This window comes from Paenibacillus sp. CCS19 (assembly GCF_033239625.1).
Taxonomy (GTDB): Bacteria; Bacillota; Bacilli; order Paenibacillales; family Paenibacillaceae; genus Paenibacillus_T.
The window spans coordinates 195,893-212,474 of record NZ_BTCK01000005.1; the positions used below are offsets into that span (position 1 = coordinate 195,893).

The 16,582-nt window shown below is 55.0% G+C and carries 9 protein-coding genes; all 9 read left to right on the forward strand.

Annotation, left to right across the window (positions count from 1 at the left end):
• The first annotated feature begins 102 nt into the window (after positions 1-102).
• The 9 genes from SBI19_RS06650 (at position 103) to SBI19_RS06690 (ending at position 16,190) form a co-directional block, all read left to right on the forward strand.
• Entirely contained in the window at positions 103-1,566 is a 1,464-nt protein-coding gene (locus tag SBI19_RS06650; RefSeq protein ID WP_317966206.1) for a S41 family peptidase, read from the forward strand.
• 263 nt (positions 1,567-1,829) lie between these two features.
• Positions 1,830-3,293 (forward strand): PDZ domain-containing protein, encoded by a 1,464-nt coding sequence (locus SBI19_RS06655; protein ID WP_317966208.1) that lies wholly within the window; start codon positions 1,830-1,832, stop codon positions 3,291-3,293.
• Between the two features lie 471 nt (positions 3,294-3,764).
• Positions 3,765-5,954 (forward strand): alpha-galactosidase, encoded by a 2,190-nt coding sequence (locus SBI19_RS06660; RefSeq protein WP_317966210.1) that lies wholly within the window; start codon positions 3,765-3,767, stop codon positions 5,952-5,954.
• Positions 5,955-6,181: 227 nt separating this feature from the next.
• On the forward strand, positions 6,182-6,655 hold the full coding sequence (locus SBI19_RS06665; RefSeq protein WP_317966212.1) for a MarR family winged helix-turn-helix transcriptional regulator: 474 nt from the start codon (positions 6,182-6,184) through the stop codon (positions 6,653-6,655).
• 21 nt (positions 6,656-6,676) lie between these two features.
• Entirely contained in the window at positions 6,677-9,910 is a 3,234-nt protein-coding gene (locus SBI19_RS06670; protein ID WP_317966214.1) for an MMPL family transporter, read from the forward strand.
• A gap of 281 nt (positions 9,911-10,191) precedes the next feature.
• Positions 10,192-12,195 (forward strand): excinuclease ABC subunit UvrB, encoded by a 2,004-nt coding sequence (gene uvrB, locus SBI19_RS06675; RefSeq protein WP_317966216.1) that lies wholly within the window; start codon positions 10,192-10,194, stop codon positions 12,193-12,195.
• Between the two features lie 43 nt (positions 12,196-12,238).
• Entirely contained in the window at positions 12,239-15,127 is a 2,889-nt protein-coding gene (gene uvrA, locus SBI19_RS06680; RefSeq protein WP_317966218.1) for an excinuclease ABC subunit UvrA, read from the forward strand.
• A gap of 328 nt (positions 15,128-15,455) precedes the next feature.
• Complete coding sequence (locus tag SBI19_RS06685) at positions 15,456-15,734, forward strand: spore coat protein GerQ (protein WP_317966220.1); 279 nt, start codon at positions 15,456-15,458, stop codon at positions 15,732-15,734.
• 231 nt (positions 15,735-15,965) lie between these two features.
• Positions 15,966-16,190 (forward strand): PH domain-containing protein, encoded by a 225-nt coding sequence (locus SBI19_RS06690; RefSeq protein ID WP_317966222.1) that lies wholly within the window; start codon positions 15,966-15,968, stop codon positions 16,188-16,190.
• Positions 16,191-16,582: the final 392 nt, after the last annotated feature.

Below are 16,582 nucleotides of genomic sequence, written 5' to 3' on the forward strand. Positions count from 1 at the left end.
AAACAGAAAAGCTTGTCATATACTACTAGTTGTGCTGAGTGCGGCTGCTGGCATTGCGCGGCGGCCCAGAAGCTGGAGATGGACAGACGAGGTGGTGGAGACATGCATATCAGACTGCGTACGGTAGCCGTATTCGTCGTGCTTACGATGATGATTTCGGTGCTTGGGACGCTTATGGCGACCGATAAGTGGGTTATGAAAAAACTTAGCGGCGTCCCCGCTGCGAGCGAAGCAACCTCGGATGGCGAGGGCTTAAGCGAGAAGGAAGAAGCGAAGCTCGGAGCGGTCATGGATCTGATCGAGGACAAATATTACAAGGACGTCGAACGCGAGAACGTCATTAACGGCGCAATCGCGGGGATGATGGAGTCGCTCGGTGATCCATACTCGGTCTATATGGAGAAGGACACGGCGAAGCATTTTTCCGAGTCGGTGTATGGATCGTTCACGGGTATCGGCGCAGAGGTTACGATTGAGAACGGCAAGGTCGTCGTCATCTCGGCAATCAAGGATTCCCCTGCTGCGCGCGCGGGTGTTATGCCTAAGGATGTGCTCCTCTCCGTGAACGGAGAGAAGCTTGATGGCTTGCAGTTGAATGAAGCGGTGACCAAGATTCGCGGACCGAGAGGGACGAAGGCAAAGCTGGAGATTCAGCGCGTTGGCGTCAACAAGCCGATCCGGCTGGAGCTCGTTCGCGACGATATCGATGTCGAGACGGTGTATGCTTCGATGAAGTCGGATAACGTCGGACTTATCGAGATTCGCCAGTTCTCCAAGAATACGGCGGAGCGCTTCGCGGAAGAACTCAAGAAGCTCGAAGATCAAGGAATGAAAGGGCTCGTTATTGACGTACGCAACGATCCAGGCGGCGTGCTGCCAGTCGTCTTATCGATAGCTGAACCGTTCATCTCCAAGGGTAAGACGATTGTACAGGTAGAGGATCGCGAAGGCTCGAAGGAGTCGACAGATTCGAAAGGTCCTGGACGCAATTACCCGCTTGCCGTCCTGATTAACGAAGGAAGCGCGAGCGCATCCGAAATATTGGCGGGTGCGCTGCAGCAATCGGCAGGCGCCGTGCTCGTCGGTTCGAAGACGTTCGGCAAAGGAACCGTACAGGTGAACTATGATAAGTCGCTTGGTGACGGCAGTCTGGTGAAGATTACGATCGCGAAGTGGCTGACGCCAAACGGCACATGGGTGCATGAGAAAGGGATCGAGCCCGATGTTGCCGTTGCGGCGCCAGAGGTGTACAAGTCGGCGAAGCTGTCGCGTACAGAGCCGCTCAAGCAGGATCAAATCGGCGACGATGTCCGCAGCCTGCAGCAGATGCTTAACGCGCTTGGCTACAAGACGGATCGCTCGGACGGATATTTCAGTAACTCGACGGACCAAGCGGTAAGACAGTTCCAACAGGCAGCAGGGCTTCCGGCGACTGGCGTCGTCGATAACGCGACGGCGGATGCATTGGAGAAAGGCGTAGTGACGTGGATTCGCAACGAGGCGAATGATGCGCAGTTGAACAAGGCGCTCAGTACGGTACGCGAGAAATTAAAGAAGGCTAGCTAATCGATTTCAACAGAAGGACCTCAATCACCGCTTAACAGTGGGATTGGGGTCTTTTTGTGCATAGCTGGGACTGTTTCCGTACTTGAGATTCCGTGAGTATTGTCTCGCCTCAGCTTGGTTAACGATGTTGTCACCCATGAGCGGCAATATACCGTTCGTTTACATGCAGGAAGGAATATCGTTACAGATGTCGAAAATAATTGAGGTCAGCCTTCTGGCTTGGGCGGCATAACGTTAACATTCGAGACTAGGGGGATGATCATGTGGATGCAGCGTTGCAATGGCTGCGATTAATTGGAGACGGAGTGCTGCATGCGCTGGCACAGCCTTATTATTATATAGCCGTTTTTGTCATTGGTTTTCTATATATGCGTGGTACTTGGGTAGAGCGGCGGTTGTTCAGTGTCCGGCTGCATGTGTGGCCGATACTGCTCGCTCGCACAGTAGGGGCAGGACTCGTTGTAGGTATTGTATTGTCGGGCATTTCGGTGCTTATCGGTGCGTCGCTGACAGCGGAAGCAGCAATCTGGCTGTGGGGAACGGCCGGCGTGCTCGCGCTGCTGCGGCTTCGCTATCTATGCTTCGCTTATGCGGCAGGGGTGCTTAGTCTTCTGCAGTGGGTGAACGGTTTCGTTCATCTGGAGAACGGAACGGGCTGGATCGGCGATCGTGCGGCATCGCTTGCAGCCATTGATATGCCGGCAGTGCTGCTGTTGGTCGCACTGCTGCACGGAGCAGAGGCGCTGCTCGTTAAGCGGCAGGGCTCGAAGTTCGCGACTCCGATGTTTATGGAAGGCAAACGCGGCAAGCTGATCGGCGCTTATCAACTGCAGGGCTACTGGGCGGTGCCGCTGCTGCTGCTCGTGCCGACTGGCGCGGACGGAGGCGCGCTTAATTGGACGCCGCTGCTGCCGCTGCTTAGTGGCGAGCATGCATCGTCCGTCGGCTGGTCGTTCACCGCGCTGCCGATGGTCATCGGCTTCACGGAGTGGACCCGTTCGCAGCTGCCGGAGAATAAGGCGCGTCTGGCGTCGAAGTCGCTGCTCTGGTACAGTCTGGCGGTAGCCGTTGCCGCATTGCTGGCGGCTTGGCTGCCATCGCTGCTGCCGCTGGCTGCGCTTGTGGCGCTCGTGCTGCATGAACTGCTCATTTGGTCGAGCGCGAAGCGGGAGTCGGAAGGGACGCCGCTGTTCGTCCATGATCAGCGAGGCCTCATGGTGCTTGGTATTGTACCAGGAACGCCAGCCGCGCAGATGGGATTGCAAAGCGGCGAGATTTTGCACAAGGTGAATGGGGTTCGCGTTCGGACCAAAGAAGAGCTATATGAAGCGCTGCATCGGAATTCGGCGTTCTGTAAACTGGAGGTGCTGAACCGCGAGGGCGAGCAGCGCTTCGTTCAGCGGTCGCGTTATGCTGGCGAGCATCACCAGCTGGGCGTAATTCTTGCGCCGGATGACCGGGCAGACTACTATGTAGAGCCGGCGCCGGGTTCTTTCATTGGCATGCTGTGGCGGAGCCGAGCAACGAAGCACAGAGAAGCCGCCTATGGCGGCGGCAGCCTCGCCGCTCGCGAGCAGGCGGCAGGACTAGCGCTGCCCGCAGCGTCGGAAGCGCCAGCAGAGAGCTTGCCGGAAAGCAGTATGGGTGAAGGTTCCACAACAGATGAGGTGTTGTCCGTATCTGTTGAAGTAGATCCGCCAACACCGCTCCGCCGCTCGAAGCGATAACCCATCGATCACCTTATGAAGATCGACTGCGCTACATTTGTCCATATAAATCCGAGAATTGTCCATACTAAATAAAAGACGAGAATGCCATAATGAACACATTATAGGCATTCTTTTTTTGTATGCAGTTAACTCGAACAAAAGCTGTGCCCATAAGGGCACGCGACTCCGAGCACGCAGCGACAGATCACAGTTAACTCGAACAAAAGTTGTGCCACGTAGTGGCACACGACTCGGAGCACGCAGTAACGTATCCACGCCTCTGTACGTCCCACGTTACCCATACCGGGGTCCCGGGGTTGGAAACCCCGGGGGGTCCTCCCTAGCAGGGCGGATTTAGGTGGGTAGAAAATTTGGTTTTAATGGTGTAATGAACAGTAATCTTGATGATTAATTTGATGATTTAGTTGAGTTAATAATTAACGGGGTCAAAGGGGCAGTCGCCCCTATCCCCTCCGGAGGAGTTATCATATGGCGATTCAATTTGATGCATCCAAGCAGCTGTTCCATCTGCAGACGAATAAGACAAGCTACGCCTTCGAGCTGGTCGAAGGACGTTATCCTTCCCATGTTTATTGGGGCCGCCGCATTCGCGGCAATCAGCTTCACACGTTGGTTGAGCGTCAAGAACGCGCTTCGTTCAGTCCGAACCCGGTGCCAGGACGCAATGAAATCTCGTTCGATACGATGCCGCATGAATATCCAAGCTACGGCAGCTCCGACTTCCGTACGCCGGCTTTCGAAGCGCAGTATGCGAACGGCACAACCGTATCGGATCTGCGATATGAATCGCATGAAATCGTACAAGGCAAGCCAGCGCTTCCAGGTCTGCCTGCTACTTATACGGAATCCGACGACGAGGCTGTGACGCTGCTCGTGAAGCTGCGCGACAGCCTGACGGGTCTGGTTGTAACGTTATCCTACTCCGTCTATGAAGCATTGGATGCGATTACGCGATCTGTTTCCTTCTCTAACGAGAGCGAAGAAACGGTGCAGCTGCGCCGCGCGCTGTCGATGAGCGTGGACTTCCAGCATGACCGCTACGATATGCTGCAGCTGTCCGGATCTTGGTCGCGTGAACGCGACGTGTTCCGCCGTCCGCTTCGTCCAGGCATGCAATCGATCGAAAGCCGCCGCGGCTCCAGCAGCCACATGCAGAATCCGTTCGTTGCCCTGCTCGAGCACGGAGCGACCGAGGATCATGGCGATGTGTACGGCGTAAGCTTCGTCTACAGCGGCAATTTCCTTGCTGGGGTAGAGGTAGATCAATTCCGTACGGCCCGCCTGTTCATGGGCATCAATCCGTTCGACTTCGGCTGGCGGCTTGAAGCGGGCGAGACGTTCCAGACGCCAGAGGTTGTATTGGCTTATTCGCCGGAAGGTCTGGGCGGCATGTCCAGCATCTATCATGAGCTGTATCGTACACGCCTGTGCCGCGGCAACTATCGCGACGAGGTTCGTCCCGTACTCGTAAACAACTGGGAAGGTACGTACTTCAATTTCAATGCGGACAAGCTTGAAGCGATTGCGAAGGTCGGCAGCGAGCTTGGCATGGAGCTGTTCGTTCTCGATGACGGCTGGTTCGGCAAGCGTGACAGTGACAACTCGTCGCTGGGCGACTGGTTCGTAGACAAGCGCAAGCTGCCGGGCGGCTTGGAAGATATCGCTGAACGCATCAATAAGCTTGGCATGCAGTTCGGTTTGTGGTTCGAGCCTGAGATGATCTCGCCGGACAGCGATCTGTATCGTGCGCATCCAGACTGGTGCCTGCACATGCCTGGCCGTCATCGGACGACGGGACGTACACAGCTCATTCTCGATATGAGCCGTCCGGATGTGCAGCAATATTTGATCGATACGATTTCTGGCGTACTCAGCAGCGCGCCGATCGAATATGTGAAGTGGGACATGAACCGCAACATGTCGGAGATCGGTTCTGCTCTGCTGCCGGCGGAGCGTCAACGCGAGACAGCTCACCGTTACATGCTCGGTTTGTACAACGTGCTGGAGCAGATTACATCGAAGTTCCCGCATGTGCTGTTCGAGAGCTGCTCCGGCGGCGGCGGCCGCTTCGATCCAGGCATGCTCTATTACATGCCGCAAACTTGGACGAGCGATAACACCGATGCCATCTCCCGTCTGCGTATCCAATACGGAACGAGCATCGTTTATCCGATCAGCGCGATGGGTGCGCACATCTCCGAGGTGCCGAACCATCAGGTTGGACGTATTACGTCGCTCGAGACGCGCGGCAATGTCGCGATGTCCGGCAACTTCGGCTACGAGCTGGATTTGACGAAGTTCACGGAGGAAGAGAAGACCGTCGTTACCGATCAGATCGCTGTGTACAAAGAACTGCGGTCGCTCGTGCAGCAGGGTGATTTCCACCGCTTGCTCAGTCCGTTCGAGGGCAACGTAACGTCGTGGATGTTCGTTTCCAAGGATAAGCGAGAAGTGATGGCGGTCTACGTACAGGTGCTGAACGAACCGCATCCGCCGCTCGGCCGCTTCAAGCTGAGAGGGCTTGATCCTGCGCTCAATTACAGACTGCTGGGCACAGACCGCGTCTATGGCGGCGATGAGTTGATGTACGCCGGCCTTGCAGCGCCGCGTTTCCACCACGACTTCGGCAGCGCATTGCTCCGCTTCGTGGCAGAATAATATATGACCGAACTAGTCAACAATCGGAACCGCTCTTGTATCGCGTAAGCGATGCAGGGGCGGTTTTTGCTTCTTAATGATGTTCGTCGATTTGTCGCCTTGTATATTATTGACAGCCGCTGGGTTGTTGCGATATAGTTCAATAGTGAAACTATTCGATAATGCAACCATTCGACAGTCGAACAAACTGTCGGGTCGTTCTAACATAACGAAAGGAGAGTGAAAAGATGGACACAGAACAACTATCTAAGCTGATCGATCGCTACCTTGAAGCTTCCTTCACGGTGAACCGCAGACTAAGCGCGCTTACTCGTGACCTGCTGCCGGATGAGCTCACGTTGGATCAGAGCGCCGCGCTGCGCTATTTGCGCGAGAATGGATGCACGACCTCATCGGAGCTGGCAGAAGTTTTTTGTGTGGGCAAAAGTTCGATCACAGCCATCATCACCCGATTGTCCGATAAGAAACTGATCGAACGTGTCCCTGACGAGAAGGATCGACGTGTAACGTACTTGAAGTCGACGCCGGAAGGCGAGCGTCTGACACGGCAGTTCGACAGCAAGCTCGAGGAGCTGCTGTGCCTGTATTTGTCCCATTTTACCGACCAGGAAGCGTTTGGTTTCATTGAGCTATACGAGAAGCTTGCAGCCGCGTTAGTGCAAGCCCGGACGGAGTCGGAACCGGTGGAAACAGATAGATAAAGAGAAAGCGAGGATAGGGGAATGAGAACAGTATTAAGGTTCAAATGGGTGGTGCTCGTACTGTGGGTTGTCGTTGCGGCAGGACTGATGCTGACCGCGCCGAACATGGAGGAGCTTGTCAGGGATAAAGGCCAGATCGATGTACCTGACGGCTACTCCTCTTCAGAGGCCGCCAAGCTGCTTAGCGGCATGGAAGGACAGGAAGGCGAAGGCAAGACGCTATCGACTGTCGTCGTATTCCATCGAGAAGGCGGTCTGACCGCTGACGATCTGTCGCAGGCTCGGCAGGCGCTTCAGAAGCTGATCGATAACGGCGAGCAGTATGGGGTGACAGGGGTTACGACCCATTTTCAGACGAAGGAATTAGAGAGCCAGCTCGTCTCCGAAGATCAGTCGACGGTCATTGCGCTCGTGAAGGTGCTGGAGGAAGGCCGTCTTCCGAAGGAAATGACCGATTCGCTTAACTCGGCGCTCGCAGACGTGAAGGTCGATCACTACTTGACCGGCGGTTGGGTCATCGGGGAGGACGTCGTTCAGAGCTCGCAGGAAGGGCTGAAGAAGACCGAGCTCATTACCGTTGGCTTCATTCTTATTATTCTATTCCTCGTGTTCCGTTCGGCGATTGCGCCGCTCGTACCGCTGCTTGCTGTCGGATTCAGTTATCTGACCTCGCAGTCGGTCGTCGCATACTTAGTGGAATATATGGATTTCCCATTGTCGAACTTCACGCAGATCTTCATGGTCGCGGTATTGTTCGGTATTGGTACGGACTACTGCATTCTCTTGATCAGCCGGTATAAAGAAGAATTGATTCGACTCGGAGATCGAGACGAAGCGATTGTCCAGACGTACCGCACGGCGGGACGGACGGTCCTGTTCTCCGGTCTGGCCGTGTTCGTCGGTTTCGCCTCGATCGGCTTCTCGACGTTCGTGCTGTACCGCTCGGCAGTTGCGGTGGCGGTTGGCGTAGCGGTTATGCTCATTGCATTGTTCACGCTTGTACCGTTCTTCCTTTCCGTATTCGGCAAAGCGTTGTTCTGGCCGGCCCGAGGGTCGCTGGAGCACAAGGAGAGCAAGCTGTGGGGCGCAGTCGGCGCGTTCTCGCTGAAACGTCCATTGTGGGCGCTCGTTATTTTGCTTGTGTTGATCGTGCCCGCGCTTACAGCGTACAAAGGTTCAATTTCGTTCAACTCGCTCGACGAGATTGGCGAGAAGTACGATTCGGTTAAAGCGTTCAATCTGGTTGCAGACGGCTTCGGTCCCGGTGAGACCCTGCCGACAACCGTTGTCATGCAGTCAGATACGCCAATGGGCGACACGAATGGCTTAGCTGTAGTAGAGCAGGTCAGTCGTGAGCTCGGGCAAGTGCCGGGCGTGAAGACCGTTCGAAGCGCGACGCGGCCGACGGGCGAGGCGCCGGATGGATTCCTCGTCTCGGATCAAGTCGGAACGCTGCAGGATGGACTTGGGCAGAGCGGAGACGGTCTGTCGACGATTGGCAATGGATTGTCGGACGCCAGCAAGGCGCTCAGCGATAACGCGCCGAAGCTGAAGGAAGCAGCGGATGGTGCCAGCAAATTGACGGATGGTACGCTGGCGCTTAAGTCAGGCGTTAGCGAACTGTCTGCAGGGCTCGCGCGCATCCAGCAAGGAATGAAGGATGGCTCGGCCGGTGCGAAAGAGCTGAAGGCAGGCCTTGAGCAGGTGCGTCAGAACGCCGAGAAGCTTGCCGATGCAGCGAAGCAGCTGGAAAGCAGTTACAGCAAGCTTGGCGATGGTGTAACGCAGCTTTATGCAGGGTACACGGGAATTGCGACGGAACAAGCGAAGTTGGCCGACGAGTTGGCCGCTGTCGGATCCGACCTAAGTGGTCTGACCGAGCAATACCCTGATCTGGCGGAAGATGCAGCTTACCAGAAAGCGCTCGGCGCTGTCCGCAAGCTGCAGACAGACGCGGATCAACTTAACAGCCGTACGAAAGGGCTTAATGCTCAGTTGGATGGTGTGTCGAAAGGCATGGATGCAGCCAATGCCGGCCTAAAGCAGGCAGCGGACGGTCAGAAGGCGTTGGCACAAGGGCTGCAGTCGCTCATAGCCGGCATTGCGAAGCTGCAGACCGGACTGGACCAGGCTGCACAAGGACAGGGCGTCGTTATTTCTAAATTGCCGGAGATGCAGTCAGGGCTCGATCAATTGGCAGACGGTCAGAAGCAGCTGCAGAGCGGCTTCACAGATCTGAACGGTCAATTAACGGAGCTGACGGACGGACTTGATCAGAGCGTTGACGGTCTGAAGCAGGTAACCGACGGACTTGGTTCGGCTGAAAGTTATTTGAGCGAGCTGTCGTCTTCTCCGAATAAAGGGCTCACAGGTTGGTTCATTCCAGAACAGGCAGCGCAGGATGCGCAGTTTGAACAAGCGATCGACGTCTACATGTCGCCGGATCGCAAAACGGTGAAGTTCGATGTTATATTCGACGGCAATCCGTATGAGCTGGAGACAATGAATCAGATCGAAGAGCTCAAGTCGGCTGTCGCGCGCGGCTTGCAAGGAACGTCGTTCCAGTCGGCTCACTACGAAGTGGGCGGCATTACGAGCAACAACCATGATTTGAACGGCATTTCGGATGCGGACTATTCGAAGACGATGATGTTCATGTTAATCGGCATCGGGATTGTATTGATTCTGCTGTTCCGTTCGATTGTCATGCCGCTCTATATGATCGCTTCTCTCATGGTAACGTTCTACACCGCGATGGCGGTGACGGAAATCATCTACGTACGCTGGCTCGGACATACGGGCGTTAGCTGGGCGGTGCCGTTCTTCGGTTTCGTTATGCTCGTGGCGCTTGGCATCGACTACAGCATCTTCTTAATGGATAGGTTCAAAGAATACCGCCACCTGCCGCCGACCGAGGCGATTCTCGAGGCGATGAAACGAATGGGTACGGTCATCATGTCGGCGGCGGTCATTCTAGGCGGCACGTTCGCGGCGATGCTTCCTTCGGGCGTAATGTCGCTGCTGCAGATCGCGACGATCGTATTGTGCGGACTGTTCATGTACGCGCTCATCATGCTCCCGCTGTTCATTCCGATTATGGTTCGGATGTTCGGCGAAGCGAACTACTGGCCGTTCATGCGCCGATCAGGTGCGGACGCAGGGACGCCGAACCGTCCTGGAACTTCTGCTGATGGCCGTCATGGCGCGCGTCAGGGCGGGCACGGCACAGGTCGAACGCAGGATTCGACGGTGTAACAGCGAAAGTAGATTTATATAGGTTCATGGAGCGCGCGCCGTCGTAAGGCGCGCGCTTTTTCTTGTGCTTAGGAATCGCTTCCATGCGCATATTCAAATTGCAACCGCATATGGAAAACGATATAATAGATGGGAACACACATTCGAGTCCGCGCGCACATCGTGCGATTTCACCATATTTGAATTTATAAGTTTCCGAACGTACAGGAAAGAACAAAATTATAATAGACGATAAATGAAATGAAGAACGTTATGAAATAGCAGGAGGTGACCGTTTACGCATGGAGTTTGCAGAACGATCGAATAAGCCCTTCAAACTGATGTCGGGTTATACGCCGCAGGGCGATCAGCCCGAGGCGATCCGACAGCTGGTAGATGGCGTGACGGACGGCGAGCGGTATCAGACCTTGCTCGGTGCGACCGGTACAGGCAAGACGTTTACGATTGCTAATACGATTGCTAAGTTGAATCGGCCGACGCTCGTCATCGCGCATAACAAGACGCTGGCTGCACAGCTGTGCAGCGAGTTTCAAGAGTTTTTCCCGGAGAATGCGGTATCGTATTTCGTCAGTTACTACGACTACTTCCAACCGGAAGCTTATATTCCGTCGACGGATACGTATATCGAGAAGGATTCGAGCATCAATGACGAGATCGATAAGCTGCGTCACTCAGCCACGAGCTCACTGTTCGAGCGGCGCGATGTTATTATCGTAGCCAGCGTGTCCTGCATCTACGGCCTCGGTTCGCCTTCGGAATACGGCAGTCTGGTGCTGTCGCTGCGCGTTGGCATGGAGAAGTCCCGCGATGCGATCCTTCATAAGCTGGTCGATATCCAGTACCAACGCAACGATATCAACTTCATTCGCGGCACGTTCCGCGTTCGCGGCGATGTCATTGAGATATTCCCGGTCGCCAATAATGAGCGCGCCATTCGGGTCGAGCTGTTCGGCGACGAGATCGAACGGATTACGGAGATCGACGTGCTGACGGGCGAGATCATCGGAACGCGCGACCACATCGCAATCTTCCCGGCTTCTCACTTCGTTACGCAAGAGGAGACGATGAAGCGGGCGCTCGTCAACATCGAGCGGGAGCTGGAAGAGAGGCTGGAGGAGCTGCGATCGCAGAACAAGCTGCTCGAAGCGCAGCGATTGGAGCAGCGAACGCGCTACGATATCGAGATGATGCAGGAGATGGGCTTCTGCTCCGGCATCGAGAACTATTCGGGACCGCTCACCTTCCGCGAACGCGGCGCAACGCCGTATACGCTGATGGATTATTTTCCCGATGATATGTTAATCGTTATTGATGAGTCTCATGTGACGCTGCCGCAGATTCGCGCGATGTATAACGGCGACCGGGCGCGTAAGGAAGTGCTAGTAGAGCACGGCTTCCGTCTGCCATCGGCAATGGATAACCGGCCGCTGAGGTTCGAGGAGTTCGAGGAGAAGGCTGGACAGATGATTTACGTATCCGCAACGCCGGGCCCTTATGAGCTTGAGCATTGTCCGGAGATGGTGCAGCAGATCATTCGGCCGACGGGTCTCATCGATCCCATTATTGAAGTGCGTCCAACGAAGGGACAGATCGACGATCTGCTGGGCGAGATTCGCGATCGCATCGCCAAGGATGAACGCGTGCTCGTAACGACGCTGACGAAGAAGATGGCGGAAGATCTGACCGATTACTTCAAGGAAGTCGGCATTAAAGTGCGCTATATGCACTCGGATATCAAGACGCTGGAACGGATGCAGATTTTGCGCGATTTGCGCCTTGGCGCGTTCCATGTGCTCGTCGGGATCAACCTGCTGCGGGAAGGATTGGACCTGCCGGAAGTTACGCTCGTTGCGATTCTCGATGCAGACAAGGAAGGTTTCCTGCGATCGGAGCGGTCGCTCATTCAGACGATCGGCCGGGCTGCGCGCAACGCGGACGGACGCGTTATTATGTACGGCGATAAGATGACGGACTCCATGGATAAGGCAATCAAGGAGACCGAACGCCGTCGTACCATACAGCTGGCCTACAACGAGAAGCACGGCATAACGCCGCAGACGATACGCAAGAAAATTCACGACGTGATCGAAGCGACGAAGGTCGCCGAGCAGAAGTCGGATTACCTCACTGGCACAGGAGCCGGCGGCAAGTTGTCGAAGAAGGAGCGCCAGTCGGTTATTCAGCGCCTGGAAGCCGAGATGAAGGATGCGGCGAAGAACCTCCAGTTCGAACGTGCGGCAGAGCTGCGCGATGCGTTGTTGGAGCTGCGCGCGGAAGGCGATTGATGATGAACGGTTATCAAGAGTGGAATAGAAGGGTGGAGCAGCAGTGGCAAGCGATCGTATAGTAATCAAGGGGGCGAGAGCCCACAATTTGAAAAATATCGACGTGACGATTCCGCGCGACAAATTCGTCGTGCTTACAGGCCTTAGCGGTTCGGGCAAATCATCGCTCGCGTTCGATACGATCTACGCGGAAGGACAGCGGCGGTACGTCGAGTCGCTGTCTGCTTACGCACGACAGTTTCTCGGACAAATGGAGAAGCCGGACGTCGACTCCATCGAAGGATTGTCGCCTGCGATCTCCATTGACCAGAAGACAACGAGCCGCAATCCGCGTTCGACAGTTGGTACGGTAACGGAGATTTATGACTATTTGCGGCTTTTGTTCGCACGGGTCGGCAAGCCGCATTGCCCGGAGCATGGCATTGAGATAACTTCGCAGACGGTCGAGCAGATGGTGGACCGCATTATGGAGTACCCAGAGCGCACACGTCTGCAGATTCTTGCGCCGATCGTGTCGGGCCGCAAAGGCGAGCATACGAAGCTGCTGCAGGATGTGCAGAAACAAGGCTTCGTCCGCGTGCGGATCGACGGCGAGATTCGCGAGCTTGGCGGCGAAGAGATCGTGCTGGAGAAGAATAAGAAGCACTCGATCGAGGTCGTTGTCGACCGGATCGTAGTGAAGTCCGACGTGCATACGCGATTGGCGGACTCGCTCGAGACGGCGCTCAAGCTGGCTGAAGGCAAAGTCATTGTGGATGTGATGGAGAAGGAAGAACTGATGTTCAGCTCGAATCTGGCTTGCCCGGAATGCGGCTTCAGCATCGATGAGCTCGCACCGCGCATGTTCTCGTTCAACAGTCCATTCGGCGCTTGCCCGGAGTGCGATGGTCTTGGCGCGAAGATGATTGTAGATCCGGACCTGCTCGTGACGGACCCATCGAAGTCGATCGAAGATGGTGCGTTCGAGGCGTGGGCTGGCAGCACATCGAACTATTATCCGCAGTTTCTGGCGGCGGTGTGCCAGCACTACGGCATTTCGCGTACGACGCCAGTAAGCGAATTGACGCCAGAGCAGATGAAGAAGCTGTTGTACGGAACGGGCGGCGAGCTCGTGAAGTTCAAATATGAGAATGATTTCGGCCATCGGAAGGAAGCGCTCGTCGCGTTCGAAGGGATCGTCCATAACCTCGAGCGCCGCTATCGGGATACGGCTTCTGAAGCGATGCGCGAAATCATTGAAGGCTACATGGCTGCGAAGCCGTGCAGCTCCTGCAAGGGCGACCGCCTTCGCAAGGAAAGTCTGGCCGTCACGGTTGATCGTAAGAACATCGCCTATGTGACATCGCTCTCGATCGGTGAAGCGCAGCGCTTCTTCGAAGGGCTGAACTTAAGCGAGAAGGATCTTACGATCGCAAACCTGATTTTGAAGGAAATCAACGGTCGACTTGGATTCCTCGTGAATGTAGGTCTGCAATATCTATCGCTCAGCCGCGCAGCGGGTACGTTGTCCGGCGGCGAAGCGCAGCGCATCCGGCTGGCAACGCAGATTGGATCGAGCCTGATGGGCGTCCTGTATATTTTGGACGAACCGAGCATCGGTCTGCATCAGCGGGACAACGATCGGCTCATTCAGACGCTGGAGCATATGCGGGATCTTGGCAATACGCTGATCGTCGTCGAGCATGACGAAGACACGATGATGGCAGCGGACCACATTATCGATATTGGTCCAGGCGCAGGGATACACGGCGGACAGGTTATGTCGCAAGGTACACCGGCTGAAGTCATGGCTGATGAGAACTCGCTTACTGGCGCCTACTTGAGCGGTCGCAAGTTTATCGAAGTGCCGCTGGAGCGCCGTCCGACGACGGACAAGTGGCTGGAGATTCGGGGAGCGAAGGAGAACAACCTGCGCAATCTGAATGTGAAGGTTCCGCTTGGCGTATTCACGGCAGTAACGGGTGTATCGGGCTCCGGCAAGTCGACGCTCGTGAACGAGATTTTGTACAAGACGCTTGCCCGTGACTTGAACCGCGCGAAAGTGCGGCCAGGCGAGTACAAAGAGATCCGCGGTCTTGAGAATGTCGAGAAGGTTATCGATATCGACCAGTCGCCAATCGGGCGAACGCCGCGTTCGAATCCTGCGACTTACACTGGCGTATTCGATGATATCCGCGATGTATTCGCCAATACGAATGAAGCGAAGGTGCGCGGCTACAAGAAGGGCCGGTTCAGCTTCAATGTGAAGGGCGGCCGCTGCGAAGCTTGTCGCGGCGACGGCATCATCAAGATCGAGATGCACTTCCTGCCGGACGTTTATGTGCCTTGCGAAGTGTGCAAGGGCAAACGATATAACCGCGAGACGCTCGAGGTGAAGTACAAGGGATTGAACATCGCCGAGGTACTGGAGCTCACGATCGAGGATGCGGTCGAGTTCTTCCGCAACATTCCGCGGATTCATCGGAAGATGCAGACGTTGTTCGATGTAGGTCTTGGATATATGCGCCTCGGTCAAGCGGCGACGACGCTGTCGGGCGGCGAAGCGCAGCGCGTGAAGCTGGCTGCTGAACTGTATCGTCGCAGCACGGGCAAGACGATCTACATTCTCGACGAGCCGACAACGGGTCTGCATGTAGATGACATTGACCGTCTGCTGCAAGTGCTGCATCGCTTGGTGGACAGCGGAGAGTCTGTACTCGTTATCGAGCACAATCTCGACGTCATCAAGACGGCTGACTATTTGATCGACCTTGGACCGGAGGGCGGCAATGGCGGCGGTACGATTGTTGGTACCGGCGCGCCAGAAGCTCTCGTTAAGGTGGAGGGCTCTTACACCGGCAAGTATCTGGGGCCGATTCTGGAGCGTGACCGTCAGCGGACGATCAAACGCCGCGAGGCGGAGCAGTCGGTCGCTGCGGGTGCAGCGGACTAAATTCGATTAACAGAATGATAGAGAGCGGACCATCCGGCAGCGGTTTAAGCAACTGCCGAATGGTCCGCTCTCTTTTTACATCACGATCGATGAGGTTCAATGGTTGGAGAGCCTCGAGAACGAACATTATGTACCCAATAAGCCCTACGGCAACCGTAAGCATGCACTACCGTTTAAAGTTAGGGTTGAGGATAGAAGTGATTTATATACTCCTGCTGCATCCGCATGTACCCCCTGTACATCCGTCATCCTCGGATTGTCCATACCGATTATCTGCGATGTTCATATGCTGGCATAGGAGCAATCGGTAGAACAGGAGAGGTGGAGGATGAGAGAAGCGAAGCGAAAGGGAAGCAGCCGCACAGGGCGCTGCCGCAGTAACGTTCGAATGATGGGATATCAACGATGGCTTCGTTCCGTACGGGGCAATTTGGCGACTTTCTATATGACCTATCCGAACAATTCTGAGTGGAATGCCCGCTCGTTCACAGGTGTTATCGTGTCAGCCGGCAAGGATCACGTTGTCATCCAGGACGAAGCAACCGGAAGGACGGAGCTGCTGCTATATCGCAATCTCGATTATGTGACGATCGATTTAATTTTCTAACCACATGACGTCAGGGATCATTCTTCCATGAAACGGTCCCGACATACATAGAACGACCCATATAGGTTAATCCTCTAAATGTACCCCTCATTGGTGATGGTTAACTTCTATTCATTTGAGGTAAAATGTTGACAAAGTTGTTACGAATTCCAGTCGGGGGTTGCATCGCTCGTCCGCAGCCGCTAACATAGGAATATGATAGGTGACGTGTGACGAAAAGGAGGTCATCCCATGTATCTTGCAGAAGAAGCGGCAAAAGCTGCAGCGTCGACAAGCAATATCAATACGTTCGACTGGTTCATGCTTGCATTCACGATTCTGATTGCGATCGGGTTTGTAAGGTTGTTGATGGCAAGACCGAAGAAGAACATCTTTGCACTCGGATTTACATTCGTTTCGCTGGCTATTTTTCTGTTCTCTGACTACGTCATGATTACGGAGAGCTGGATGCAATAAGATCGGCTCGGTCTACATAAGCAACACAACCAAAAGACCTCAATTCACTAATCCGTGAATTGAGGTCTTTTTGGTTGTTTCTATAACACACTATTACGCACAGGGCACACGACTCCACGCACGCAGCCTCTTGCCAGTGTCTAAGGCCTGCCTTCATCTCCTACTCGGCTTCGTGGGCTTCAATCGCAGTAGCATCAATGGGCGGTGACAGGTGAACGTGTGAGAAATAAGTGTGCGGTCGACTGTTCGTACCTAGGTTCAGTAACAAGAAGCTTTGCCGCGGATGCGGCAAGAGCGTGCACACGTTCGAGCGTAAACAAAGCCGCGTCCTTGTGAGGAGTCCAGAGGTCACAAGACCTTTGGGGCCCTTCCTTGCAGGGAGGGTTTGGGTG